Here is a 23,983-nt window from a genome sequence, read left to right on the forward strand (position 1 = left end):
GGGTGGATGGCTAACACAAAGGAAACTTTGAAGGTGGACGTTTTCGAAAGTTCTCCAATACCTGTCAGGAAAACACGGACGCCATCTTTCTCGGTGGATCTAGCCTTGCTGGGAGTCGCATTCGTTTGGGGGGCGAGCTATCCGGTCGGGAAAGGCGCACTGTTCTACGCGCCGGTTTCGATACTTGTTCTTTATCGCTTCCTGATTACTACGATCATTACGGCAGTGGCTGCAAGACATGAGATCGCATTGGTCTCCTGGGGCGATTTCATCCGCGGCTTCGCATTGGGAACAATACTTTTTTGCATCTTTATTGCTGAAACTTACGGCGTTGCATCGACAAGCGCAATGAACACGGCCTTGATCATATCGCTTTGTGTGATTTTCACGCCGAGCATCGACTATGGGCTATCACGGCGACTTCCACCTACGGGCATTTTGGCAAGTGCTGCCATAGCGTGCATCGGTGTCGGCATTCTCACTGGCGGGATCAGCAGGTTCAGCCCGGGTGACGCGCTTGTCTTGGGGGCCGCGATTCTGCGAGCGGTTATGGTCGTTTCCACCAAACGCCTTCTGGCCGGCCGGCAGATTTCATCTGCAGCCCTGACGGCCATCCAAGGATCGACGGTGGCAACACTTACTTTCGTTTTGGCCGTCGCTCAGTTCGGAATTTCAGGCCTTGTTGTGAGGGCCACCCTTCAGTTTTGGGGCGCTGTTGCCTTCCTTGCACTCTTCTGCACCCTCGCTGCATTCTACATTCAAAATGCCGCAGTGAGAAAATCCACACCGACACGGGTTGGCTTCTTGATGGGAACAGAACCTTTTTTTGGTTTCGTTCTAGCGCACCTTCTTCTGAATGAGCCTTTGACAGTACCGAGCTTGATAGGCGCAGGCCTCGTCCTCGCTGCGACGTTTGCTGGCATCTGGTTTGAGAGCAGGACATCCAAATGAACCCCATCTTGGCTTCCACCAAACCCGCCATCGGCGGCATTTCGAGTTTTGAAGATCTGGAGGCTTTTCCGGACCGAACCGCACCAGTTGCAACCATGTTCAGCGGCGGTCTCGACAGCACCTATCTTCTCTACAAGCTGCAAAGCCTTGGCTTTGCGAACATTGAAGCTGTCGCAGCGGATGTCGGAACGCGCATCGATCAGCCTTTGTTGGAACGGACGGCAGCCATGTTCGGCGCGCGCTTTGTCTGCCTCGAAGGGCGGGATGCCTTTGTCGAACAAGGCGTGAAATCAGCCATTCGAGCCCACGCCAAGTACCTTGGCATCTATCCGTTGAGCAGTTCGTTGAGCCGTCCCATAATCGCATCTTTGGTTGTTAATCATGCTAGGTCAATCAACTCACGGCTGGTTCTTCATACAGCAAACCTTTCTCAAAACAGTCTTCCGCGCCTTAACAATAGCATTAAGCGCTCAGGATTTTCCGGCAACTTCGGCAGTCCGTATGAATGCTCTGTGATATCCCGACAACAGAAGACCTCCGACCTGTCCAAGTGTGGAGCGACTTTTGTGGCGGACCGCACGTGGAGCGCGGACGAAAACCTCTGGTGTCGGGAATTCGAGTCGGGGCCTTTGGAAGATCCCGAGAACTTTTCCATCCCCGAGGAGGCATTTGCTTGGACGCGCCACATTCCCGCAGAGCAGCCGGTAGAGATCAAACTCGGGTTTGCAGACGGAAGTCTCGTGTCAATTGATGACCGTGATGTTGCATTGGTCGACGCAATCCCGTTCCTGAATAACACGGTCGGCAAATTCGGGCACGGCCGCTTTGTCGGGCTTGAACACATCACAACCGGCCAAAAGGTTCTCGAAGTCCGCGAGGCCCCTGCCGCGGCCATTATCTTCGACGCGCTGCGTCACCTCGAAACCGCTTCTCTTGACGTGGCATCAATCGTTTTGAAGCAAGGGCTTGAGCAAGCCTGGTCCCAAGAGGCGGTTTCAGGTGCATGGGGCAGTACTATTCACCAGATGTGCGAACGGGCCATTGCATCCGCCCTCGAGGGCGTTAGCGGGAGCGTCAGCTACATAGTCGATCACACACGCTTTTTACCTCGGTCGATCCGAGCCAGGACGCCGAGATACATTAGGGACCGCGACCTTTGGGAATACCAAGCCGCAACCCACATAGCGTTGTCCAAAGCGTTCCGTCCTCGCCAAGTCACCAAAAGGGAGACACCCGTGGAAAACAACGCACCCCAGGCGCCGGCCAACCTCAGTCAACAATGCACTGACGGTCTGGTGACAAATGGATGGTGGTTTTCAAAAGGCGAGCGCGCCGAAGCCTGCTTTGGCATCGAAATTGATGCAGCCTGGAAGAACTTTGCTGACCATTGGAATCGACTTCTTCTCGATGAATACATGCGTGACGGCGGAACATATCGTTACCGGCGCTATAGCGCTTTTGAATATGACGCGACTGACGGAATCTTTAGGCTCCTACCCCACGCCCCCTACGAACAATCAAAAAGTGTCAATCATCTGAATGGCGGCTTCAAGCGCCACTTCGAGCCCCTTGAAAACTCCTTTATAGACCATCCCGTCTTAGAAAAGATTCTGACAGGTTTCTGCAGAATTCTATGTGAAGCCGCCCGACATGATCGTTGGAATATCAAGATCCATCCCTACCGGATTGTCGCGCGCGATGGTGTAAATGGCAAACCGGCACCCGAGGGCCTTCACCAGGACGGGGTGGACTTCATTGCTTGCTATATGATTGGGCGGGTCAACGTCACCGGCGGCATGAGCATGATCACCGACGCCTCAAAGGAGTTCCTCGGCGAGGTCGAAATGAACTCCCCGAATGATTTTGTGATCTGCAACGACCGCGAAACCTTTCACGATGTATCGTCGATTGTGGCCGAAAACCTGAAAATGCCGTACGCTTATCGCGACGTCCTTGTGATCGCCTTCGAGAAATTATAACGCCCAGCGCGCCGAGAGCATTTTCAACAAGGTTCAATACTGCTTGGTATCCTCTCGGGTGTTCCTGGTGCGGGAACAATGCAGGATTAATTTCTTGCATCTAAACACCTAGATAGCAGTTTCGCCTCTCTGGTATGATGGTTTTTGGCCTCGCGGATCTCGCGTAATACGAATGACCGTGGACACCCCCGATCTTCGCAAGAAAGTGAGAAATTATCCTCATGCTGTCCGACGAGGTGGTCTGCGGCTTCGGAGGCACCGGGAACTGGTTTGGTAGCCAGACATTTGGGATGGAACCGGACATGCTCTCGATCGCCGGGGGGCTTTCATCCGGTCACCTGCCCATTGGCGGCGTCATTATCTCGACAAGATTTATCAATGCGCCGCTGACGAGGCCCACAAGGTCGGCGTGTTCGGTCACGGTTTCACCTACTCCGGTCATCCGGTGATAGCGGCCGTCGCCGCCGAGGCGATCAGGATCTACAGCGAGATCGATTTCGTGACCCAGGCGCGTCGTCTCGGCGATCACTTGCATGGAGCCCTCGCGGACGCGCTCGGCGACCATCCGCTTGTCGGTGAAGCCCGCGGCCGCGGCTTCATCGCGGGGGTTCAGATCGTCGAGGATCGTGCGCCCGTCGCGTCTTCGCGCCCGAGCTGAGGATCGGCGATGTCGAGCGGCGGTGCCGCGAGCACGGCGTCATGATCCGCAATATGGGAGAAGTGCTTGGAATCTGTCCGCCCTATATAATCACCGAAAGCGAGATCGACCCCTTGGTTGACGGCATTCGTTCTGCACTCGACGGCGCCGCTGCTGCGAATTCCCGGGTCGGTCGGGTGGCATGAGTTCCAGCATTAAGACCGACTGCTTCACTTCAGTGGATATTATCGAGCAAACGCTCACCCGAGGGGTGCACTTCATCCGTGTCCGGTACAAAACGTCACCCATGTCTCAGGTCGGGCACGCCGCTCGCCAACGACACCGAGTTCGGCCTCGCGGCCTACTTCTACACCGGCGATCTCGGTCGCGCCTTCCGCGTGATGGAAGGACTGAAGTACCGGCGTCAATGAAGGCCTGATCACCACGCCGGAGGTGCCGTTCCGCGGCGTCAAGGAATCGGGCCTCGGCAAGGAAGGCGGCCTCCAGGGCATCGTGGATTATCTCGACACCAAACATGTCTGCATCGGCGGTCTCGGCGTCTAGTGGTTCCCGCCTGACATAGGAGTCCAATCAGAGATTCCCTTTCTGGCCTGCGCGTGCGAGTCTGGCGCATGCGCACAGGAAGATCGTTCACCGTTTCGTCGGCCGATCGCGTCCGTCTGACGGCGCTGATCAGGGATCGCAACGCCCCGCAAAAGCATGTCTGGCGCGCCGAGATAGTGCTTTTGCCCGCCGACGGCGTCGGCACCGGCGAGGTCATGCGCCGCATCGGCAAGTCGAAGACCGACGTCTGGCGCTGGCAGGAGCGCTTTGCCGCGGAAGGCTGTGACGGGCTGCTGCGCGACAAGACGCGACAGTGGCGCATTCCGCCGCTCGGTCCCGATGTCGGCGAGCGCGTCGTGGCACTGACGCTTGCCGATCCGCCGGGCGAGAGGACCCACTGGACCGCCGACATGATGGCGCAAGCCGCCGCAATCAGCGCCAGCGCCGTCAGGCGCATCTGGAAGGCGCATGGTCTCGCACCCCACCGCTGGCGCCAGGTTCAAGCTCTCCAATGATCCGAAGTTCGTCGACAAGTTGCGCGCCGTCGTCGGCCTCTATCTCGATGCGCCGGCCCATGCCATCGTTCTGTCGGTCGATGAAAAGAGCCAGATCCGGCGCTCGACCGCACCCACCCGGCCTGCCGATGAAGAAGGGGCGGCTCGGTACGATGAGGCACGACTACAAGCGCAACGGCACCACCACCCTGTTCGCCGCCCTCAACGTCCACTATTGTCCCGTTGACGAGAATATCATCTTAGTTGCTTGTAAAAATTTGTTCTCCACTTCCGTCTCCATCGTATCTCAGTCAACGCGATGGAGCAGGAAATGACTACAAACATTGTGAAACTGGAAGAAGGCAGGGCAATCGGCTCTAATCGTGACGTGCCGCTGTCAGATCATGAGGCGGAAGCCCTAGGGCATCTTGCGGTGGCGCTGAGTGGCATTTCGACGACCATTCGGTCCGCCGCCTACAAACACGCGCTAAACTCTAGTCACGCGATGAAGCCCCTAAAGGAGACGGAGGACGCGCTTACCGACTACGACGCCTTGGCGAGGGCGGCGGGCCGAAAGCAGCCGAAAGCGGCGGAGGAGGACGACAGGAAGGGGGACGCCCTAGCGAGAGAGGCCGCCGCACAGGTCAGCAGGGTCGATCAGACCCGATCTTCCCGCTGGAGCAGACCGCGAAGGGTACCGGTGGCATCAACGGACTACGTTCGGCAGGTGGTCATGGCAGATAGTCAGCTTGGAGCAGTGTCGGCACTGGTAAACGCGCGGCGAGTGGCTCCAGAACGCTTCCATGCTTCTGTTCCCAGTGTAGATAATAATCCGGATGCTCCGCTTCTGACCTCTTTTTCGGACTATCTGAGCAGGGTGTGCGGACTGGAGTCAAAGTCCCGCGAAGGCGTTCTCCTGGGCAGCCGCCGCTTTCTGGATTGGTTCCATCACCACCATTCCCGGCCAAGCCCTCGGCGCGTTGACGGCTGAGCATGTCCTTGCCGCTGTCGAACATCGGCTGTCACTATCGGCGACCTCCGGTACCCGCACCGGCAGCAACTTCTCACATCGTATTGGGCTGGCCACCACGACCAGAATCTCGCGCGCGTCGTCCCCAGGACGCCCCACTGGCGTTTGGCTCATCTAACCCTCGAACTCGGCTACGGCCCGTCGACGGTCTTCTTCACATGGGTCGGATTCGACGAAATGGACGAGGTCACAGGCGACGGCCATGCTGAACTGCTCGACGACGGCTCCATCGACATCACCTTCTATCACAACGGCGACGAGGCAATCCTCAAGGCCAAACGGGACACTTCTTCAACGGCCTGCTAGGAGATCCGTGTTCGCCTTGCGCTGACAAAGAAGCTCACACATGACGTCCGGGAGACGATGCTGGCAAATGGTCTGGCTGAAGCATTCCACCCACAATACCAAAGCCCGTCCCGATCCAAAGCGCTTCTAAGCACTCCACCTCAGGCGCAAGGCCGGTTGGCCAGTGCATCTTCTTGGTCCGCCGGAAGAGAACCCCGCCCGACAATAGCTTCATGAGGTCTTGCGCTGCAGTGTCGACCGTAAAAAAGGGCGCGCGAGGCGCCCTTCATTTAAACCGGCAGTCGGGAAGCAGACTTCACTCTGATATTCAAAAGCGGTAGGTGACACCTGCGCCTATCAGCCAGGGATCGAGCTCCGCCTTCCCCGTCAGCTTCGCGCCGGTCACCGTGACGTCGAAGTCCGGCTTCAGGAAAAGCTTCTTCACGTCGAAGTTGAGGCCCCAGTGCTGGTCCACCATGTAGTCGAATCCGACCTGCAGCGCCGTGCCGAACGTGTTCTTCACCTTGAGAGCATCAGCGCTGCCAGTGTCCTGGTTGTAGAAGATCGTGTAGTTCACGCCGGCGCCGACATAAGGCTTGAACGCGCCGAGATCGGTAAAATGGTACTGCAACGTGAGTGTCGGCGGCAGCAGCCAAACTTTGCCGATGTTGCCCAACCCTCCGATCGTCCCTTGGCCCGCGATGTTGGCATAAGTGGTACCGAGTATGAGTTCGGCGGCGATGTTGTCGGTGAAGAAATACGAGATATCGAGTTCCGGCGTCACCGTGTCCGAATACGAAAGACCGGAGCCGGGAAGCGTATCAACGTAGCCCAGATCTTTCGTAACGACGCCCAACGCCCGCAGGCGGACCTGCCAAGGGATTGGCGCTTCGGTGACCGAGGCTCCCGTCTCCGCCAGGACGGTCTCTGCTTGCGCAGGCTCCGCGGCGACGGCCTGCTGTCCCACCATGATCAGGGCCACCGCCGCTGCTGTTGCCCGCGCTACGCCCATTCGCGTTCTCGCCATGAGATTCACTCCTTGATGTTCAGAAAGGATGCACTGCACTATTTCGTCTCCTGCTCGAATGAATTGTTGATGGACCTCAAATGCCCCTCTTGCGTTGCAACGCGTTCCGCCGTCTCCGGAGGGTGATCGTTGAAGCCGATTGCGCTGCGGAGAAAATTGGTGCCTAGACTGATGAATGCGGCTTGCTCCCGATTGTCCTCGCCGCAGCCGTGCCCGCCTGCGCTGGCCTCGTAGAAGTAAGCGGGATAGCCAAGAGCCTGCAGTTTTGCGGCCATCTTGCGCGCATGGCCCGGATGGACGCGGTCGTCGCGTTTCGTGGTGGCGATCAGGATAGGCGGATAGGGCTGTCCCGGCGCTGCGGCGTGATAGGCGGAGATTTCCTTCAGGAAAGCCCAATCGTGAACCTTGTCCGGATCGCCATATTCGTCGATCCAGCTCGCGCCCGCCAAGAGCTTGGTGTAGCGACGCATGTCGATAAGCGGTGCTGTGCAGAACAGAGCCCCGAAATGCTCAGGATAGCGGGTCAGCATGTTTGCGATCAGCAGGCCGCCATTTGAGCCACCCTCGGCGGCAATCCGCCTCGGCAGGGTGATGCCCCTTCGCACGAGGTCGGAGGCAACGGCGGCGAAATCGTCGTGGGCGAGACGCTTGCCCTCCCTGCGCCCGGCTTCGTGCCAGCGGGTGCCGAACTCGCCGCCGCCGCGGATGTTCGCCTCGACACACGTGCCACCGCGCTCGAGCCACAGCTTGCCCAGCGGGGAGTTGTAGTAGGGCAGGAATGATACGCCGAACCCGCCATAAGCGGAAAGGTGAATCGGAGCATCTCCGTTCCCGTTCGCCGGACCAACCTGCGTATAGGGGATCAGCTCATGATCGATAGAGACTGCCTCGTGGCGCGTGACCACCAGTCCGGATGCATCGAAATTCTCCGGGCTGCGCTTCAGGATTGCTGAAGCGCTGAGAGACGGCGCGGCATTCAGATCGAACAGCAAGAGCTGCGGCGGCGTGATCGGATCCTGAGCACAGATCAGGACCTCTCCATTGGTCTCGTGAACTGCCGCATCGAATGACCAGACGTCGACAGTACCTTCGGCGGGCAGGGTGTTCAGGACTCGGCGCGTCCATTCCTGGTGGCCGGGAGTGAACATCTCGAAACGCGGTGCGAGATTGACGAGGTAAGAGATAATGAGCTTCCCGTCATTCCAGAAGAATGACTGCATGGAGCGCCTTTCCCCTGGTTGAAACAGGGTCTCAAAACGGCGTCCGCCGGCGAGGAAAGTGGAAAGCGAGATGACGATCAGCGCGTCGGCGGGATGGGTGGTGCCTCCCACCGTCCAGGGCTTGCGCGGCCTTACCGCCAGCCAGTCGCCGAAGACCCGCCACGACGCGTCGCGAGGAAGATCGATCTGCCTCCTCGGCCCGCTCCTATCGCCGATCCAGCTGATCTTCTCGAAGAAGGCCGGCTGCTCGATGAACCAAAGGCGCTCGCTGCGGCCGGTGCGGTCCGAATGACCAGACACTTGGAAGCTTTCGAACCCGGCCTCGAAGATTGCCGGCGTGGTGAGGGGATCCGCGTCACGCTTCCACAGTCGAACTGTGCGCGCATAGCCGGAGCGGGTGGCCATGCCATTACCAAGCGCACTGGAAAGCAGAAGCGTGTCAGGGTCCAGCCAATTAACGTAGCCTTTGGCCTCGGGGAGGTTGAAGCCGTCGGCGACAAAGCTCAGAGAAATCAGGTCGAATTCGCGATGCACGACCGCGTCGCTGCCGCCGCGCGACAGGCGCAGAACGGCTCTTTCCCGTCTCTCCGGCTCGATGGACGCGCCGTCCCAGATCCAGTCCTCTCCGTCGCTAGCCGCGAGAGCATCCAGATCGAGCAGTAGCTCCCATTGGGGATCCGCCTTCATGTAGGCGGCAAGGGTGGTCCGGCGCCACAGTCCGCGTGGATTACCGTCATCTCGCCAGTAATTGTAGAGGTACTGACTACGGCGCGCGATCAGGGGAAGATTGTCGCGATTGTCGAAAATGGCTGTCAGAGCCGCGCGGTCGCGCTCGAACTGCGTTCCACCGAAGTGCTTCAGAGTCCTTGCCGATTGGCCGGCGGCCCAGGCAAGTGCCCGCTCGCCCTCTACATCTTCAAGCCAGACATAGGGATCGTCGTCGGGAGCATCAAGCGTTGGACGGACATCAAATGCGTTCATGTCCGGACAGCCTTCAGAAAGAAGGGATAGAGGCTTCCGTCGGCTCGGGAACGCTCAGTGTCGGTAGCGGCGCCCACATGTTCGAAAAGCGTGATCATTGATGAGTTCTTCCAGTCGGTGCGGCATCGCAGTGCTTTTGCGCATAGGGCCGCAACCTTCGTGCCAACTGGGAAAATCGTTTCGGAACAATGCGATCGCTCTGGAAGCGTTGTGTCACATGTCCGACATCGTCGAGAATCCGACAACGAGTGCTCCTCCTAATCACCGGATCAACCTCCGGCGCCAGTCGTGGACACTGTGCAGAACTCGAGAAGTGAAGCTCATTGGAGTGAACCTGGTTGACGCCCAACATCTTCGCTCTGGAGCGCTTCACGCACACGGATTCATGGCAGACACCATGATGCGATCGATGCTGTTAGAGACCAAGCTGGCTGCGCCTGTGAGTTTCAGCCGCCAGCTGGAAGCAGCGGAGTTCTGAGGAGAAGGGTGGGGGGCCCAAGCCCTGCCGCAATCTTGGCCTGCACCGTCCCCTTGATTGTTGTGGGTCAACGTCTGCCTGCCCGCTGAATTTGGCACGCCTTACACCTACGTCACGACCAAGACCTTCCTGTTGCACTTCGGCCTCGACACACTGCGGGATTTGCCCGATTTCGAGGCGATTGAGGTTGCCGCGCTGCTCAGCAAGGAGAAGCTGCTGGCGGGCGATACTCCCATCGGGCTGGTGAGTGGTGGAGGAGGTGAGGAGCGACACTCCAAGGCCAGGACGGGCTAGCGCAGCAGATACATGGAAGTAATCGCTTGATATGAGCGGTTGAGAGTCGAATCAGGGAACTATGCGATCACTATCGATAAGAGGTGGCAATATCGATCGTGATTGTATCGGGCCACTCTACGGCGAAGGAGGCGGCAACTTGTGTCTCCGACCCGAAACGATTACCTTGCGGCCATTATGAGCAAGCATTTGGCATCCGTCTTGACGACGTGAACGCGCCCTGCAGCGTACAGCTGGACGACGCGGCGCTGGCCGATTGCTTTGCGGATCTCGATTTGGCCAAGCAGCATCCCGCTCATGTCAGCGCCTTTCTCGGCGAGGTCCCTCTCGCCCAGCAAGTCGAGTTCGCAACCGCGCACCACATTCGCGGTCGACGAGATGAAGGCTTTTGCCGCCAAGTTCTCTGCCTGGTCCGGCGAAAGCTATCCGCTCGCCGCATAATGGCTGGACATGATAGCCGACGCCCGTCCCGAATGGCGGCGGCTTTTTCGTATTATATCGACCTGATCGACAAGATGCGGCGGAACAGGGGTCCACGTGCGATGCGGCCAAAGCGGATCCAGCTCTCGAGCGCGACTACGGGGTAGGTGTGGTCGCTGGAGCCGCGGCCGACCTCGACCTCGCGCCAGCCGGTCTTGCCGCGCAGGGTGACCAGCAGCCCTTGCCGTCAAAAATCTCGATCCAGCTGGCGCCATCGCTGTTGTCGTCGCGCATGACGTCGAGACCGACGATCTCGGAGCGCCGCAGGCCGCCGCCACAGCCCAGGAGCAAAATAGCGCGGTCGCGCAGGCCCTGAGGTCGTGGCCGAGCGTGGCGATCATCGCCAGCAGATCGTCGCCAGGACCGCCTCTTTCTGCCGCGGTGGCTTTGCGTGCTTGCGGCGAATGCCGGCAAGAACCTTATAGATATGCCGCTCCGCGCGGTCCAACGGCCGGCCGCGCTGGGTAAAGTTCCAGGCGAGGCCGGAAAGCCGCCGCTCGATGGTCGCAAACTAAAGGGCAGGGGCGCCACGCTTCGGATCGCCGGCGGCGGTGCCCGAGGCACAGGCGCTGATATTGAGCCTGATCACCTTCGAGCCCGGAGGCAGGGGATCGAAGCCAGCGCGCCGGCACCAGGAGGAAAAATGCCGCCAATCCTTGGGGTAGGCGTCGCGCGTGTTCTCCGAGGTGGCGTTGTAGCCCCTCGCGGTCTCGACCAGTTCCTGGACATGCGCCGGGACTCTTTGAGCCGGGTCTCCATCTCCTTGTAGAGCTTGTCAAGCTCGCCATCGACTGGCTTCAGGTCGTCGATTGAACATTGCGTCATCATAGGCTTTGTGCCTTGTTGTAGCAGGCATCGTCCGTTCGCGCGGCGGACACAGACATCACCGTCGCTGAGCCGAGAACGACGGTAAAAGAAAATGCACTCACTGACTTCATAACCAATCTCTTTTGCGGGTGATTTAGAAACGGACGCCGAGCTTGGCGCTGAACCCGTGTGTCTGGGCATCCGAGGCGATCTGTCCCTGATAGGCGATGCCGAACGTCGCGTTCTCGGTGATGTTTACGTCAAGCCCAGCTTCGAGCAGAGCTGCGTTCTTTGCGATCGGCACGCCCTTGATGGCGAAGGAGGAACCGCCAGCAAAGGCAAGAGCGGTATCCGGCCTGACGTCGCCGAAGGCGTGGCGCCAGCCAAGACCGCCGCGCGCGGTAGCAGTCACGGTGCCGAGGGTCAGTACCGTCGACGCACGCAGACCTAGCGTGGTAAACGCCGTGTCGCTCGAGCGATCCCCGCTCGACAAGGCGGCTGCGCCGCCATTCTCGGTGAAGCCATCGGCGTCAAAATTCACATAAGCGAGATTAGCGTAGGGCTCGAAGGAAGCCGAAGCCGTATTGATACGGTAGCCGAGCTCGCCAAAGGCCTGGAACGTGCCGGCGTCGTAATCGGCCGAAAGGCTGTCGGCGAAGCCTGGAAAGACCACGGACCTGCCGGTCTCGATGCTGTGCCAGGTATAGGCAAGGCCGGAACGAAAACCGAGATTGCCGTTCTGCGTGCCGGCAAAAAGACCGAGATGGTAATTCTCGCTCGAGCCCGACGACGCGCGATCGTCCGCCTCCAAGGAGGTATGGCTGTAGCCGCTGATGAGGCCGAGCCGCCAGCTTTCGCCGACAGCCGCGTCACCGCCAGCCAGAAAGCCGCCTGTCGAGTGATCGAGACCGGCGGCATTGCCGTCGCTGTCGAGATGACCCCAGGCGCCGAAGCCACGGCCCCATACGGCGAAATTCTCACTCGTTGCCGGGGCCAGTTCCAGACCACCCAGCCCATAAGTCATCACCGGAACGCTGGAGGCACCGACGCCGTCGAACGCCGCACGGATCCGTTCGCTCGCGGCATCGCGTACAGAATGACTGTCCTCGATGAGGCCGCTATGAATGGAAGCATGAACCTCGCCTGATAGCATATCGAAAGCGTTGCGGGCTTCCGGCGCCGTCAGGAACAGGATGTTGTCCTGGATCGGATTACCGCTTCCAAGCGCCTGAGCCGCTGCGGCGACCGAGCGTTGATTGAAGGTGCTGGCTACATCGGCAAACGCCGTCGATGTGCGGCTGATATCGAGATAGACATTGTTGGCATCGTAGACGAGCTGGAAATCGACGAAGGGCGTCGCGTCTGTCGCCAGAGCCCCCGTCAGCCCGCCATAGGTGCCGCTTACGCCGCCTGCTGCGGAGAGCAGAGTATATCGGGCATCGACCGATAGCGTTCCCTGCCGCAGCAGCTCGATCTGCGCGCCGCTGTCGATCGCCGCTGCTCCGCCAACATCGATGAGATCGGACGACCTTGCGAGGTCGACCTGATAGATCGATCCGGACTGCTGCGCGAAATCGCCCGTGACAGTCAGTGTGGTGACGATCCTGCTCGGATCGGTCGCACTGCCAGGAGCGACCGTGCCGCCCTCGGAAATGGTGACCGCACCGTAGGTGCCGCCGCCTGCGACGACACCGCCGCTGTTTGCGATAGCCGTGCCCCCGATCTGCCCGTCATTCCCGAGAAAGCCGGACGTGGTCGCATCATGGGAAAGCACACCTGTATCGGCAAGCAGCAATCCCGCGCCGGAACCGACCGTCGTCATGCCGGAAAAATTGTTCTTTCCGCTCAGCGTTTGCACGCCACCGGCAACGAATAGTTTGCCGCCCATATTATTGTTATCAACGTCGAGGTCGTTGATGCTGCCGGCGAACGTGTCGTTCGAATCCGTTAGCACCAGGGTACGCTTGCCCAGTTCGACCGTTCCGCTGCCACTCAGGCTACGAATACGGGCATCGTTGTAGGCGTCGGAGATTCCCCAATAGTCGCTGCCATTTCCATGTTCGGAGATATCGAACGTGCCGTCTGCAACGACTTTCGCTGACCGTTGGATGTTGCCGAGCCCCGCAAGCGAGAGATAGGCATCCTGAGCAATATTCGTCTCGCCGGTGTAGGTGTTGACATTCGTCATCCGGACCACCGTCTTTGTATCAAGCGTCAGCGATCCGGAGCCGGAGACGACACCCGCTATGCCGAACCCGCCCTCATTCCCCATGCTCGTCGTGATCCTGCTCAGACCGGTCCCTTCGGGTGCGGATGAATCGGTAGAGAAGTTGCTGGCAGTGACGAAATGTGACGTATAAGCGGTATACTTCTTCTCCAGATCGAAAATGACCGATCTGTTTTTGAAGAAGTCAAGACCGGCAACAAAACTGGTCTGGTCATTGGGTTGTTCCGTCGTGCCGCTGGTGTAGGTGAAGTCGATATTGTCCAGCCTTACCGGATCGCCATCCGTTCCTGCGATTGTAACGCTCGGGATGTTGCCCGATGCGCTTACGATCTCGCGTTGCTCATTTCTCCGAACATTTTTAAGTTTGACGCCCGCATCCTGAAATTGCTTCAGCATCGCATCACTGATCTCCAGACTGCCACCGCCCGGTGTGCCGGTGTCGAGCAATACCGCGGTCTTGTTGGGGTCGGTGATTGGTGGGGCTCCATCCTTAACCGTGTACTGCAGATTGTAGCTGCCTTCGTATTCGGTCGAGGCATTGGCGCCAGAGCCAGGAAAATTCTGATAAGAATCCTGATCTTTTTCCTCGGGTTCTCCCCATGGCATGGCATTAGTATATTGGGCCCGGAGGCTTGGATTGAGGTTGACAATCGTGCAGGGGGAACAGCCAGGCGTTTGGTCGCTCTCGGAATCCGGATTCACATTGGCGGAGACCACGTAGCCAGACCTGGTGACACTGCCCATCATGCCCCAGACACTTGTCTTGCCAAGAAAATCGCCGGCCCCGAATGTACCTGCGAAATCGCCGCCTTCGTCTGCCATCTTGCCAGCGGTCATTTTCGCCCGCTGCTCCTTATCGGCGTGATAAGGTTCTTGGAGATCCTGACCATACATATCTTTAAGTCCATCCGTCACGGATCCCGGCGTGCACTTAAGATTGTTGTCCTTGCAATACGCATGGGTATAGACAAAATCGAGAATGCGAGCAGCCCGGTATTTCTTATCGCTTACAGACGGCCCGTCGATTGTTATCTTTTGATCTGGATCGACATATGTAAATTTATCAATTTCCACGTTCTGAAGCTTATTACCATACGTTCCGTCCCCGTACGTATATACGTAAGGCGTGTCGGCAATCGGGCGGACCCCGGTCACCTCTGACCCGATCTGCGTGTTGAGCTGGTCCGAGCCCGTGTCGAATACGTATCGCTGCGCGTTGCCATTGTTGATCTTGGCCCAGATGCCCAGGCGGTCATGGCCTTCCCCGACATACTCCAGCGGGATCGAAATCGGGTCGTCGGCCAACGCTTCTCCAGTTGGAAATGCTACCAGACCCACCCCGAGAGACACAGCCGGCAGGAATACCGTCGTCATCGCGGTGGTTGCCGCCAGAAAGTTCTTTGTCCTGAAACAAGCCTGCATACCTGGTCCTCGAAAAAGTCTCGCAAACTGATTGTTCATTGGAACGGCCTCCTGAATTGTTTAACGAGACCCTTTATGGCGGCCCTGGCTGACAACAGCCTGAAAGCTGCAAGCGGCCTGCGAGAATGGGGCGATCCTGAATGACGACAGGTGCTGTCAACAATGGATGAGTGCTCGGCCTGAAAGCTGAGCACGCTTTATGCTCAGGCTGCTGACAAGGCCAAAGCAGCGTAAGTGCGGAGTGAAATCCAAGGTCCACATGGGTCGTCGCGCTTCCCGTGCGCCTGGGAAGGCGCCGGCCCGGCCAAGCTTTCCCAGATCGTCCGGATGGCGCACAAGATACCGGTTCAGGTCGATCGAGATGGAGGCCGAGGCGTATGCCAAGGCGGTCGACTGCCTGACGAAAGATCAGAATGCGTCGCTGGCGCTCTACGATTTCCGCCGGCAGCGAGCTCAGCTCCTGCCGGGCATCCGTGTTTACTGGCGACGAGACACAAGATGTGCCCAAATTGCCACCAGACCGTCACCTGCGATGAGTTTCGGCAACTGATTTTGTCCTTTCAATCGTCGCCACTTCCTGGCCGCGGCCAACATGGGCCACTCGAAGGCAGCAGACTGGCGGCTATATGGACGGGCTGTGAGCCCGCACCGGAGACATTGGCGAAATCTACGATCTCTATAGCAACGTCAAGGAGAAGCGCGAGGTGTTGCAGATGTGGTCAAATCACATCGAATGGCTGATCAAGCAGGCTGCGGATGACGCTCTGGCGGCGTAGCTGCTGGCATGGGCGGAAGATGCGGCGCAACAATCGTCAGAGCCTCATCGAATTGGAGATCATGCTTGACCAGCAAATGCGCGGCCAATGCTTCGATGGCTGACCAGTGATCGAGTACTAGCCGGGCCGTGCGATCTTCGATCCGCCTCCAACGGGGGCGGCGCGGCATCAGGAACCGCAACTCACCATAGATTCGCTTGGCATCCGCGTAGTCGCTGCTCCCCTCATTCCCATCGGACGCATTCATCGCCATATCGCGCGGGTCCAGATAGCCTTCGAATGCGGATTCTGCAAAAGGACCTGCCAGACACGCAACTATCTCTTGGATCGCTTCATCGCGTTGGAAATGTCGATCCATATCGTTCTCGAAAATCGGCTTTAGCTCCGAGGTGAATCCTTGCGCTGAATAGAAAACCGTGCCTTCGACAAAACCACCGCACTCTCCGTCACCGGCGTCGGGGTAAATACTAACACTTGAGAAAGCAGGGAGTTCACGGTCGTCGTCGAACATCTGACGGTGCAAAACGATGGCGGCCACCGCGTGCCCGGCTTCGTGATGCGCCACAGACGGGAGAAGATATTGGGAGGCTACATTCATGCGGTGCGGCTCTCAGATCTAGTTTCCATCCAAGCCCTGATATCGGATTCAAGCCATGCGACTCGGCCGGGGGAGATGCGACGCCGCTTAGGGAACAGGCCTGCCTTCAGAGTCGCGCGGTCGCGCTCGAACTGCGTTCCACTGAAGTGCTTCAGGGTCTTTGCCGACTGGCCGGCGGCCCAGGCAAGTGCCCGCTCGCCTTCCACATCTTCAAGCCAAAGATAGAGATCGTCGTCGGGAGCATCCAGCGTTGGACGGACATCAAATGCGTTCATGTCCGGACAGCCTTCAGAAAGAAGGGATAGAGGCTTCCGTTTGATCGGGAACGCTTAGTGTTGGTAGCGGCGCCCACATGTTCGAAAAGCGTGATCATTGATGAGTTCTTCCAGTCGGTGCGGCATCGCAGTGCTTTTGCGCATAGGACCGCAATTGTCGTGCCAACTGGGAAAATCGTTTCGGAACAACGTGATCGCTCTGGCAGCGTTGTGTCAGATGTCCGACATCGTCGAGAATCCGACAACGAGTGCTCCTCCTAATCACCGGATCAACCTCCGGCGCCAGTCGGTGACACCGCATTCCTCTGTCTTTCCAGGAGACGGCGTGGACATCAATGCCGTTCCTCACCGAACCCGCCTCCTAGCCCTTCGCCCATACGTCACGGCCGCCCCCCGGTTTGGCTTCAACCTGAAGGATTACGGCGTCCTCTTCGCAGAGAAGATCGGGTTGTTCGTGGCGCGCGCAGCGGAGCCCAAGGAGCTTTTCTGGGTTGCGGATACTGGCATGTCGATATTACGACCGTGTGTCCTTCGACAAGCTTGGTGGCTTCTTCAACCAGAATCTCGCCGCGGAGATCGAATCGTTATCTGCGCCGCAAAGTGCGGCCGGTGAGCGGCGTGGCCCTGCGTTCCAGTTGGCCACGGTCCTCGCTGGGACGAGCAAGTAAATGGCTTGCGCAGCAACGGTGCGATCACACCTGGAGCACGGCGTCATCAGGAAAGCGCCATCCTTGTGCGCCCACGACACCCTGGTCGCCATCGGCCGCATCGCGGGGGGGCACTGTGGGCGATAACCATTCATTGATCTGGGCGATTGAGGGTTCTGCCGGGGCGCTATTGCTGCTCGGTAGGGCTGCGGGCTGGCGAGTCTACCAAGGCGAGCAACGACAGGCGAGACGGCAGACATTACGTGACGGAACTTGATATTGCAGTGCAGCAAGCGTAGAGCACCGCGCGCTTATCGGAGTGTCGTCCATGGCCCTTACCAATGCTGGTAACGAGGCAGAACCTGTCGAACAATCGAGCCATTCTGAGGTCGAGCAGCACAGCACCAAGGCGCTGATGTTGGGCGCACTAGGTGTCGTTTATGGCGATATAGGCACCAGCCCGATCTATGCATTTCGCGAGGCGTTGCATGCATCAGCGGGTGGCAACGTCGCCAGCCGTGGCGACATCCTCGGCGTACTCTCGCTGATCATCTGGTCCCTGACGATCACCGTGACGATCAAATACATCATGTTCGTGCTCCGCGCCGACAATCGAGGCGAGGGCGGAGTGCTGTCGCTTATGGCGCTGGCGCGCAACAGTTTCCCGACCTGCTCTGCGGTGATCCTCGGCATCGGCATCGGCATCGGCATCGTCGGCGCGGCGCTTTTTTTTGGCGACGCCGTCATTACGCCGGCAATCTCGGTACTGTCGGCGGTCGAAGGTATGAATGTCGTCACGCCGACGTTCCAGCCCTATGTGGTGCCGCTGACACTGGCCATCCTGGCGATCGTGTTTGCGGTACAGCGGTTTGGCACCGGCGGCGTAGGATTGGTGTTCGGACCCGTTACCGCGCTGTGGTTCCTGGCCATCGGCCTTTCCGGGCTCAACCACATCATGGACGACCCGGAAATCCTGCTGGCAATCAGCCCGCATTACATCGTGTCGTTCCTGGTCAACTCGCCTGACGTCGCCTTCGTTACGGTTGGTGCAGTCTTCCTCGCCGTCACCGGAGCCGAGGCGCTCTACGCCGACCTCGGCCATTTCGGCCGCAAGCCGATCGTGCTCGCCTGGCTGGCGATCGTGTTCCCTTGTCTGTTGCTCAATTATGTCGGGCAAGGCGCCTTCGTGCTGGCAAATGGCGGCGTTGTCGGTCATCCGTTCTTCGAGATGAACCAGGGCTGGACGCTTATTCCGATGGTCGTGCTTGCCACGGCGGCGACCGTGATCGCCTGCCAGGCGGTGATCTCCGGCGCCTTTTCGCTGACCAGGCAAGCGGTACAGCTCAACATGCTGCCGCGTTTCGTCATCCAGCACACGTCGGAAAAACAGTCGGGCCAGATCTATCTGCCGCGCATCAACCTGATGCTGGCGCTGGTGGTGATGCTGCTGGTGGTCGGCTTCGGCGAATCCAGCCGGCTGGCCTCGGCCTACGGTATTTCGGTGACCGGCAATATGCTGGTGACGAACATACTGCTTTTTGTTGTGATGACGCGCATCTGGAAATGGCCGCTCGGCGTCGCGATAGCCTTAATGGCGGTGTTCGTCTTCATCGATACCGGCTTCTTTGCAGCTAACATCGTCAAGGTATTCGAAGGCGGCTGGGCCTCGCTTGCCATTGCCGCAGTGATCGTGATGACCATGTGGACTTGGATAAGAGGCAGCAGGTATCTATTTGACAAGACGCGCAGGAACCAGATTCCGCTCGATTTCCTTGCGGGCAATCTGTTGAAGAAGAAACCGCAGCTGGTGTCCGGTACGGCCGTGTTCCTGACCAGCGATCCCGCCAGTGCGCCGACCGCGTTGATGCACAGCCTGAAGCACTACAAGGCGCTGCACGAACAGAACGTCATCCTCTCTGTGGTGACGGCGCAGCAGCCCGTGGTGCCCGACAGCGAGCGGATCAAGATGGAAACGATCAATGAGCTGTTCATGCGGGTGACACTGACCTTCGGCTACATGGAACAGCCTAACATCCCGCGTGCGCTGGCGATCTGCCGCAAGCAGGGTTGGAAGTTCGACATCATGACGACGTCCTTCTTCCTGTCGCGTCGCTCGCTCAAGGCGTCACCCAACTCCGGCATGCCGGTGTGGCAGGACAAGCTGTTCATCGGCTTGGCGCGCACGGCCGCCGACGCGACGGAGTATTTCCAGATCCCGACCGGACGTGTGGTCGAGATCGGAACGCAAGTGGCCGTTTAGGTATGCCCGGTTAAGCAGAATCAATTGGCATTTCGCGAGCCGGTGAATGCCTGACCGGGCGGAGGCCACGATGCTTGCGCCAAACTGGGGTCCGGTTCCAGGCCTGAAGCTTCCGGCCCCGAAAGCCGTCCTTTACGCCTGCGATCATTTCCGTTCCGCATTGTCTTGCCGACCCACCAGTCGAGATGCGCTGAAACGACCTCGCCGGGCAGCAACTTATCATTTGAACCTAATCGATGTGCCGCAAGTCCGACCTTCATTCTTCAGTTCACAGGCTAGCGTTGCCAAAATCGGCGTGCCGCCTAACCGGCGCCGCACCGTGACCTGTCAGGATGCTATGCAGGCGCGAGGCAGAAGCTGGCTCGAGGCCGCCGGCCTGGTGCTGGTCCGGCAGCGGCCGGGCTCGGCCAAAGGCTTCATGTTCCTCTGGAGGATGAGACGGGTGCGGCAAACGTCGTCGTCTGGGTCAAGATCTCTCGAGAAATTCCGGCGCGTGCTTCTTGCTTCGGCCATGCTCGGCGTCCGCGGACGCATCCGACGGAAGAGGAGGTGGTGCACCTCGTCGCCCACGAGCTGACCGATCTGTCGGCCGGGCTGGCCAGCGTGGGAAACCGCAAGACGCCGTTTCCGTTGCCGCACGGCCGAGGGACGAGGCTCATCACGGCGGATCGGGCATCGATCCGCGCGGCATGCCGAAGGGGCGCGACATCGTCGATGCAGTATGACCATATCGACCCTATCAAGTTCAAGACGCGTAACTTCCGGTAGCGCTTCCGGAGGCCACTTCAGCAGCATGTTGTGCACACTTTTGTCGGACCCTGTTAACTGCCGATTGGCAGCAGGTCACCCCGTGCCGGATCCCAAATGTCGTCGCTCTCAAGCGCAACGACTGCCCGCACCCTTTTTAAGTCAGCGAGCACCTCCACCGCCGGACGCCGCCCCGTTTCCTGAGCCGCGGCGTAACGGGTGTATTTGTGACTGTCCGGCTCAAACCACTTCAACGATTCCAAAGTAGCCATGGCATCGCCCTTGCGGCTGCGCGTGATGCGAATGATCGTGATCCCATCCTAAGCGCTCGCGTCGAATGGAGACACGCTGCCAACGCTTCATCTGCTCTACCCCATCTTTGTTCCAAGGCGGTCGGATCATCTCAATGAGCCCTGCCTCGGGGTGGCCAAAGCATGCATATTTATCGTTCGGCCCCGCATCGAATTATCATCTGCGATGTGGGACTCGATCTTGGGTTGGCGACGGCTTCGCTCCGGGAGTAGACGTCGGACCACTGATAAGTGCCGGACCTTCTCCACAATTTCTCGGCGGACTCATCGTGAACGCTCGATTGGACGTAAATGCGGTTCGCGGAAACGCAGGTCTGGCCGGCATTGCGGAACTTCGCCTGGACCGCACCGTCAACAGCACCGTCAATGTCGGCATCATCGAAGATGATGAAAGGTGCATTGCCGCCGGTTTCAAGGCTGACCTTCTTGATCTGGTCAGAGCACTGACGCATCAGCAGCCGTCCGACCTCGTTCGAACCGGTAAAGCTGATCTTTGGAATTGGTGCAGAGTTCACGGCCCACGCGATCACCTTCGGACGCATAGATCAGGTTGACCACGCCATCGGGAAAGCCGGCCTGATGGCGAGAGCAAACATTGCACCTAGCCACGCCACGATAAGATCGAGCGCGGCTTCGTTGCGTGCGGGTCTGTGGTCAGTGGAGGGCGGAGGAAAAGCGCTCGGCGTGCTCGCCCTCGCGATACCACTGGTTCGCGCCGGCAAGCGCCAGTTTCTGAGGCAAATCGCCGAACAGCTGGTAGAGCCTTACTCTCAGGGCTTGGCATCTATGTCGCCTACGACCGCCACATGCAGCCCGTCGCGTGCGAAAGCGGCTTTGTGGAAGGCGCTTAGATCGGAGGGCGTTACGCTAGTCAGCCTCCCTTGGGCGGTCTCGAATACGGATGCGTGCGTAGATTCCGCGCCGCCAGGCCAGCTCGGCGATCGCATGAGGTTCGCGCTCATTGGCAATGATTTCGGAGAGAAGCTGGGCGCGTATGCGGTCGAAAAGTGCTGGTGTAGCCGGATGCGGGTCCCGCCGCCGAGAATGTCGGCCAGCAGTCGAGCGCCGCGGCCCCGCACCAGGGACCGCCCATGAATGACTCATGCGAGGCGTCTCAAGGCTGTCCGCGATCCAGCGCCAGATCTCCGCCTCGCCCGAGACGCGCAGAGCTGGCCGGTTGTGCAGGAGCCGTCGGCAATATCCGCCTTCCTCGTTCGGATGGGTAACGCTTGCGATACGGAGTCTTGACTTTGGCAGTCGCTCTGTGACATTACCTATATAAAGTTCGAAAGAAGGCGATATGGATCATGCATAGGTCACAGAGACCCGAATGAAGGCAACGTATAAACGCACCTATTCGCGCTACGCGATGGAAGCGCTTGGCCTTTTCGGTAAGACCATCCGGCTTGGCCGGATGCAGCACCGGTTAACCGCACAGGAGTTAGCCGAGAGAATCGGTGTTTCACGCAGCACCCTGCAGCGCATCGAGAAGGGCGATCCCAAAGTCGAAATCGGACTGATGTTCGAAGCTGCTGCCATTGTCGGTGTGAAGCTGTTCGATGCCGACGGCAATGGCATCACAGCCCTCACAGGCCGCATGGACGATCGCATCGCGCTGCTGCCGAAGCACGTCTACAAGGCCGGCAAGCAGATCGTCGATGAGTTCTAAGGTCCCCAAGTACGACGAAGCCTATGTCTGGGTCTGGCTGCCGGGCGAGACCGCGCCGGTTGTCGCCGGGCGGCTATATGCCCATGACGGACTCGTCAGCTTCAACTATGGCAGGAGCTTTCGTGAACTGGGAAGCGCGATCCCGCTTTATCTCCCGGAACTGCCCCTGAAGGCAGGCGAATTGCCTTTGCTTCCTGGCCTAACCATGCCGGGATGCATCCGCGATGCTGCCCCTGATGCCTGGGGACGACGGGTTATCCTAAACCGCAAATTCGGTGTGAAGGGCGATGAAATCGCGCGGCTCGATATTTCAGAACTGACGTTCTTGCTGGAATCAGGCTCGGACCGCATCGGCGCGCTCGATTTTCAGTTTTCGCCAATGCATTACGAGCCGCGCGCACTGGCCAATGCCACTCTCGAAGAGCTTGTCCAATCGGCGGAGCGGGTAGAGAAAGGTATTCCGCTCACCCCCGAATTAGATCAGGCGCTGCATCACGGCAGCTCGATCGGCGGCGCAAGGCCAAAGGCGCTGATCGAGGGTGACGCCGTCAAGCATGTCGCGAAATTTTCCTCGTCTGCCGACCTTTACAGCGTCGTCAAAGGAGAATTCATAGCCATGCGGCTTGCCGCCTTGTGCGGCATCAGAGCGGCATCCGTCTCGCTCGTTCGCGCCGCAGGCAACGACGTGTTGCTCGTCGAGCGATTCGACCGGATCAAGGTCACGGGCGGCTGGCAACGCAAATCCATGGTCTCAGCGCTGACGATGCTCGCGCTCGATGAGATGATGGCGCGTTACGCCAGCTACCAGGATTTGGCGGAGATCATTCGCCACCGATTCACCGCGCCGTCGGAAACTCTGCGCGAGTTGTTCAGCCGCATTGTCTTCAACATACTTTGCGGCAACACCGACGATCATGCCCGCAACCATGCGGCATTCTGGGACGGCGCTAAGCTCACCCTCACGCCTGCGTACGATATTTGTCCGCAGGCCCGCAGTGGCCAGGAGGCCAGCCAGGCCATGCTCATCAGCGGCAATAACCGCATGAGCCGGATAGCGTCCTGCCTTGAAGCGGCGCATCACTTCCTGCTCAGCGCGCCGGAAGCTCTTGCGATTGTTGAAGGCCAGCTCCGATGCATTGCGGAGAATTGGCCGCGTGTCAGCGAGGAAGCTACGCTATCCGGCACAGATCGCAATCTGTTCTGGGGCCGACAGTTCCTCAATCCCTACGCTTTTACGGCGCTGGAAGGAAGCGCCGACGTTCTCCGCGCTCTGGCTGACGAACTACGCAACAGTGTTCACGCCTGATCCGGCGCTGGATTTCGGACAAGCTCGGCAAGCGCAAGACGCCCACAATATCGACAACCCTTGCCGTGCCAGGACGAAGATTGAACAAACGGCTCTTCAACAGTGACAACGTGCACTGCGGAGAGATGTGGAGCTGACACCGCAAAAGCCCAAGACGCGCGACTTCCCGCGATACAACTCCACATAACTGAGCGTCTACAAGCGGTGCAGCCAGCCAAACATCCAGCCATCAAAGCGATGATCGTCTGATCTTTTGCCGATGACATCACGTCGGGGAAGCCTTGTTCGAGCGCTTGCCGCTTCATATCGATACCGGCCTGGGCGTAGCGCATCGTTAGTTCAGCCCGAGTGGCCTGGCCATCGACTGATGGTGGCGATGTCAACACCCGCCTTGACGAGGTGGATGGCCGTCGTGTCCCGCAAAGGGCGATGATGGATGCTTTTTTCCGCCATGGTGGTTCCTTCGCCCGCAGCCATGTGTGCGCAGCAAGTATGGAACACCGAACCGGGTGAGCAGT

General features: G+C 59.0%; 16 protein-coding genes and 6 pseudogenes. 14 read left to right on the forward strand and 8 right to left on the reverse strand.

Annotated elements, in window-relative coordinates; genetic code table 11:
• Window positions 1-6: 6 nt before the first annotated feature.
• The 8 genes and pseudogenes from FJV83_RS34010 (at window position 7) to FJV83_RS34040 (ending at window position 5,961) form a co-directional block, all read left to right on the forward strand.
• The gene (locus FJV83_RS34010) at window positions 7-951 is read left to right on the forward strand and encodes a DMT family transporter (protein ID WP_082826572.1); all 945 of its coding nucleotides are present in this window, start codon (window positions 7-9) and stop codon (window positions 949-951) included.
• Window positions 948-2,930 carry an argininosuccinate synthase-related protein gene (locus tag FJV83_RS34015; protein WP_063169298.1) on the forward strand — a complete coding sequence of 661 codons (1,983 nt, stop codon included), beginning with the start codon at window positions 948-950 and terminating at the stop codon, window positions 2,928-2,930. Before FJV83_RS34010 ends, FJV83_RS34015 begins: the two co-directional genes overlap by 4 nt.
• Window positions 2,931-3,151: 221 nt before the next feature.
• Complete coding sequence (locus FJV83_RS37630; protein ID WP_263485461.1) at window positions 3,152-3,379, forward strand: aminotransferase class III-fold pyridoxal phosphate-dependent enzyme; 228 nt, start codon at window positions 3,152-3,154, stop codon at window positions 3,377-3,379.
• The gene (locus FJV83_RS37635) at window positions 3,340-3,588 is read left to right on the forward strand and encodes an aminotransferase class III-fold pyridoxal phosphate-dependent enzyme (protein ID WP_063169297.1); all 249 of its coding nucleotides are present in this window, start codon (window positions 3,340-3,342) and stop codon (window positions 3,586-3,588) included. The genes FJV83_RS37630 and FJV83_RS37635 overlap by 40 nt, the downstream gene beginning before the upstream one ends.
• A gap of 308 nt (window positions 3,589-3,896) precedes the next feature.
• Window positions 3,897-4,131, forward strand: a pseudogene (locus tag FJV83_RS34025) (aldehyde dehydrogenase family protein); the annotation flags it as partial.
• 68 nt (window positions 4,132-4,199) lie between these two features.
• Window positions 4,200-4,855, forward strand: a pseudogene (locus FJV83_RS34030) (IS630 family transposase); the annotation flags it as partial.
• A 101-nt stretch (window positions 4,856-4,956) separates the two neighbouring features.
• Window positions 4,957-5,616 carry a hypothetical protein gene (locus tag FJV83_RS37355; RefSeq protein ID WP_063169296.1) on the forward strand — a complete coding sequence of 220 codons (660 nt, stop codon included), beginning with the start codon at window positions 4,957-4,959 and terminating at the stop codon, window positions 5,614-5,616.
• Window positions 5,617-5,760: 144 nt separating this feature from the next.
• Window positions 5,761-5,961: a hypothetical protein gene (locus tag FJV83_RS34040; RefSeq protein WP_244514237.1), complete on the forward strand. Its 201-nt coding sequence runs from the start codon at window positions 5,761-5,763 to the stop codon at window positions 5,959-5,961.
• Window positions 5,962-6,268: 307 nt separating this feature from the next.
• Here the strand turns inward: FJV83_RS34040 and FJV83_RS34045 are convergent, their stop codons facing one another.
• Complete coding sequence (locus FJV83_RS34045; protein WP_063169295.1) at window positions 6,269-6,967, reverse strand: OmpW family protein; 699 nt, start codon at window positions 6,965-6,967, stop codon at window positions 6,269-6,271.
• A 38-nt stretch (window positions 6,968-7,005) separates the two neighbouring features.
• Window positions 7,006-9,168 (reverse strand): prolyl oligopeptidase family serine peptidase, encoded by a 2,163-nt coding sequence (locus tag FJV83_RS34050; RefSeq protein WP_082826571.1) that lies wholly within the window; start codon window positions 9,166-9,168, stop codon window positions 7,006-7,008.
• 217 nt (window positions 9,169-9,385) lie between these two features.
• Here FJV83_RS34050 and FJV83_RS34055 point away from each other — a divergent pair, with 217 nt between their 5' ends.
• On the forward strand, window positions 9,386-9,646 hold the full coding sequence (locus FJV83_RS34055; RefSeq protein ID WP_095769041.1) for a hypothetical protein: 261 nt from the start codon (window positions 9,386-9,388) through the stop codon (window positions 9,644-9,646).
• A gap of 93 nt (window positions 9,647-9,739) precedes the next feature.
• Window positions 9,740-9,940: pseudogene (locus tag FJV83_RS34060) on the forward strand (SMC-Scp complex subunit ScpB); the annotation flags it as partial.
• A 161-nt stretch (window positions 9,941-10,101) separates the two neighbouring features.
• Here the strand turns inward: FJV83_RS34060 and FJV83_RS36675 are convergent.
• From FJV83_RS36675 to FJV83_RS34085, 5 genes and pseudogenes are all read right to left on the reverse strand, one after another.
• Entirely contained in the window at window positions 10,102-10,338 is a 237-nt protein-coding gene (locus FJV83_RS36675; protein WP_063169293.1) for a hypothetical protein, read from the reverse strand.
• 116 nt (window positions 10,339-10,454) lie between these two features.
• Window positions 10,455-11,138: pseudogene (locus FJV83_RS37360) on the reverse strand (integrase); the annotation flags it as partial.
• A 243-nt stretch (window positions 11,139-11,381) separates the two neighbouring features.
• A complete protein-coding gene (locus FJV83_RS34075) occupies window positions 11,382-14,915 on the reverse strand; it encodes an autotransporter domain-containing protein (RefSeq protein ID WP_082826570.1) in 3,534 nt (1,177 codons plus the stop codon).
• Window positions 14,916-15,617: 702 nt separating this feature from the next.
• The gene (locus tag FJV83_RS34080; protein ID WP_063169290.1) at window positions 15,618-16,250 is read right to left on the reverse strand and encodes a hypothetical protein; all 633 of its coding nucleotides are present in this window, start codon (window positions 16,248-16,250) and stop codon (window positions 15,618-15,620) included.
• Entirely contained in the window at window positions 16,247-16,525 is a 279-nt protein-coding gene (locus FJV83_RS34085) for an AlpA family phage regulatory protein (RefSeq protein ID WP_063169289.1), read from the reverse strand. Before FJV83_RS34085 ends, FJV83_RS34080 begins: the two co-directional genes overlap by 4 nt.
• A 975-nt stretch (window positions 16,526-17,500) precedes the next feature.
• Between FJV83_RS34085 and FJV83_RS34090 the strand changes: the two genes are divergently transcribed.
• Window positions 17,501-19,432, forward strand: a complete 1,932-nt coding sequence (locus tag FJV83_RS34090; protein ID WP_063169287.1) for a potassium transporter Kup — start codon at window positions 17,501-17,503, stop codon at window positions 19,430-19,432.
• A 307-nt stretch (window positions 19,433-19,739) separates the two neighbouring features.
• Window positions 19,740-20,200: pseudogene (locus FJV83_RS34095) on the forward strand (OB-fold nucleic acid binding domain-containing protein); the annotation flags it as partial.
• A 512-nt stretch (window positions 20,201-20,712) separates the two neighbouring features.
• Here the strand turns inward: FJV83_RS34095 and FJV83_RS36680 are convergent.
• Window positions 20,713-21,209, reverse strand: a pseudogene (locus FJV83_RS36680) (aldehyde dehydrogenase family protein); the annotation flags it as partial.
• Window positions 21,210-21,820: 611 nt separating this feature from the next.
• On the opposite strand from FJV83_RS36680, the gene FJV83_RS34110 reads away from it, so the two are divergent.
• Together FJV83_RS34110 and FJV83_RS34115 are read left to right on the forward strand one after the other, a co-directional pair.
• Window positions 21,821-22,159, forward strand: coding sequence for a helix-turn-helix transcriptional regulator (locus tag FJV83_RS34110; RefSeq protein WP_063169282.1), 339 nt, complete (start codon window positions 21,821-21,823; stop codon window positions 22,157-22,159).
• Complete coding sequence (locus tag FJV83_RS34115) at window positions 22,149-23,465, forward strand: HipA domain-containing protein (protein ID WP_063169281.1); 1,317 nt, start codon at window positions 22,149-22,151, stop codon at window positions 23,463-23,465. Before FJV83_RS34110 ends, FJV83_RS34115 begins: the two co-directional genes overlap by 11 nt.
• The last annotated feature ends 518 nt before the right edge of the window (window positions 23,466-23,983 follow it).

The organism is Mesorhizobium sp. WSM4307, from assembly GCF_007003945.1.
GTDB lineage: Bacteria > Pseudomonadota > Alphaproteobacteria > Rhizobiales > Rhizobiaceae > Mesorhizobium.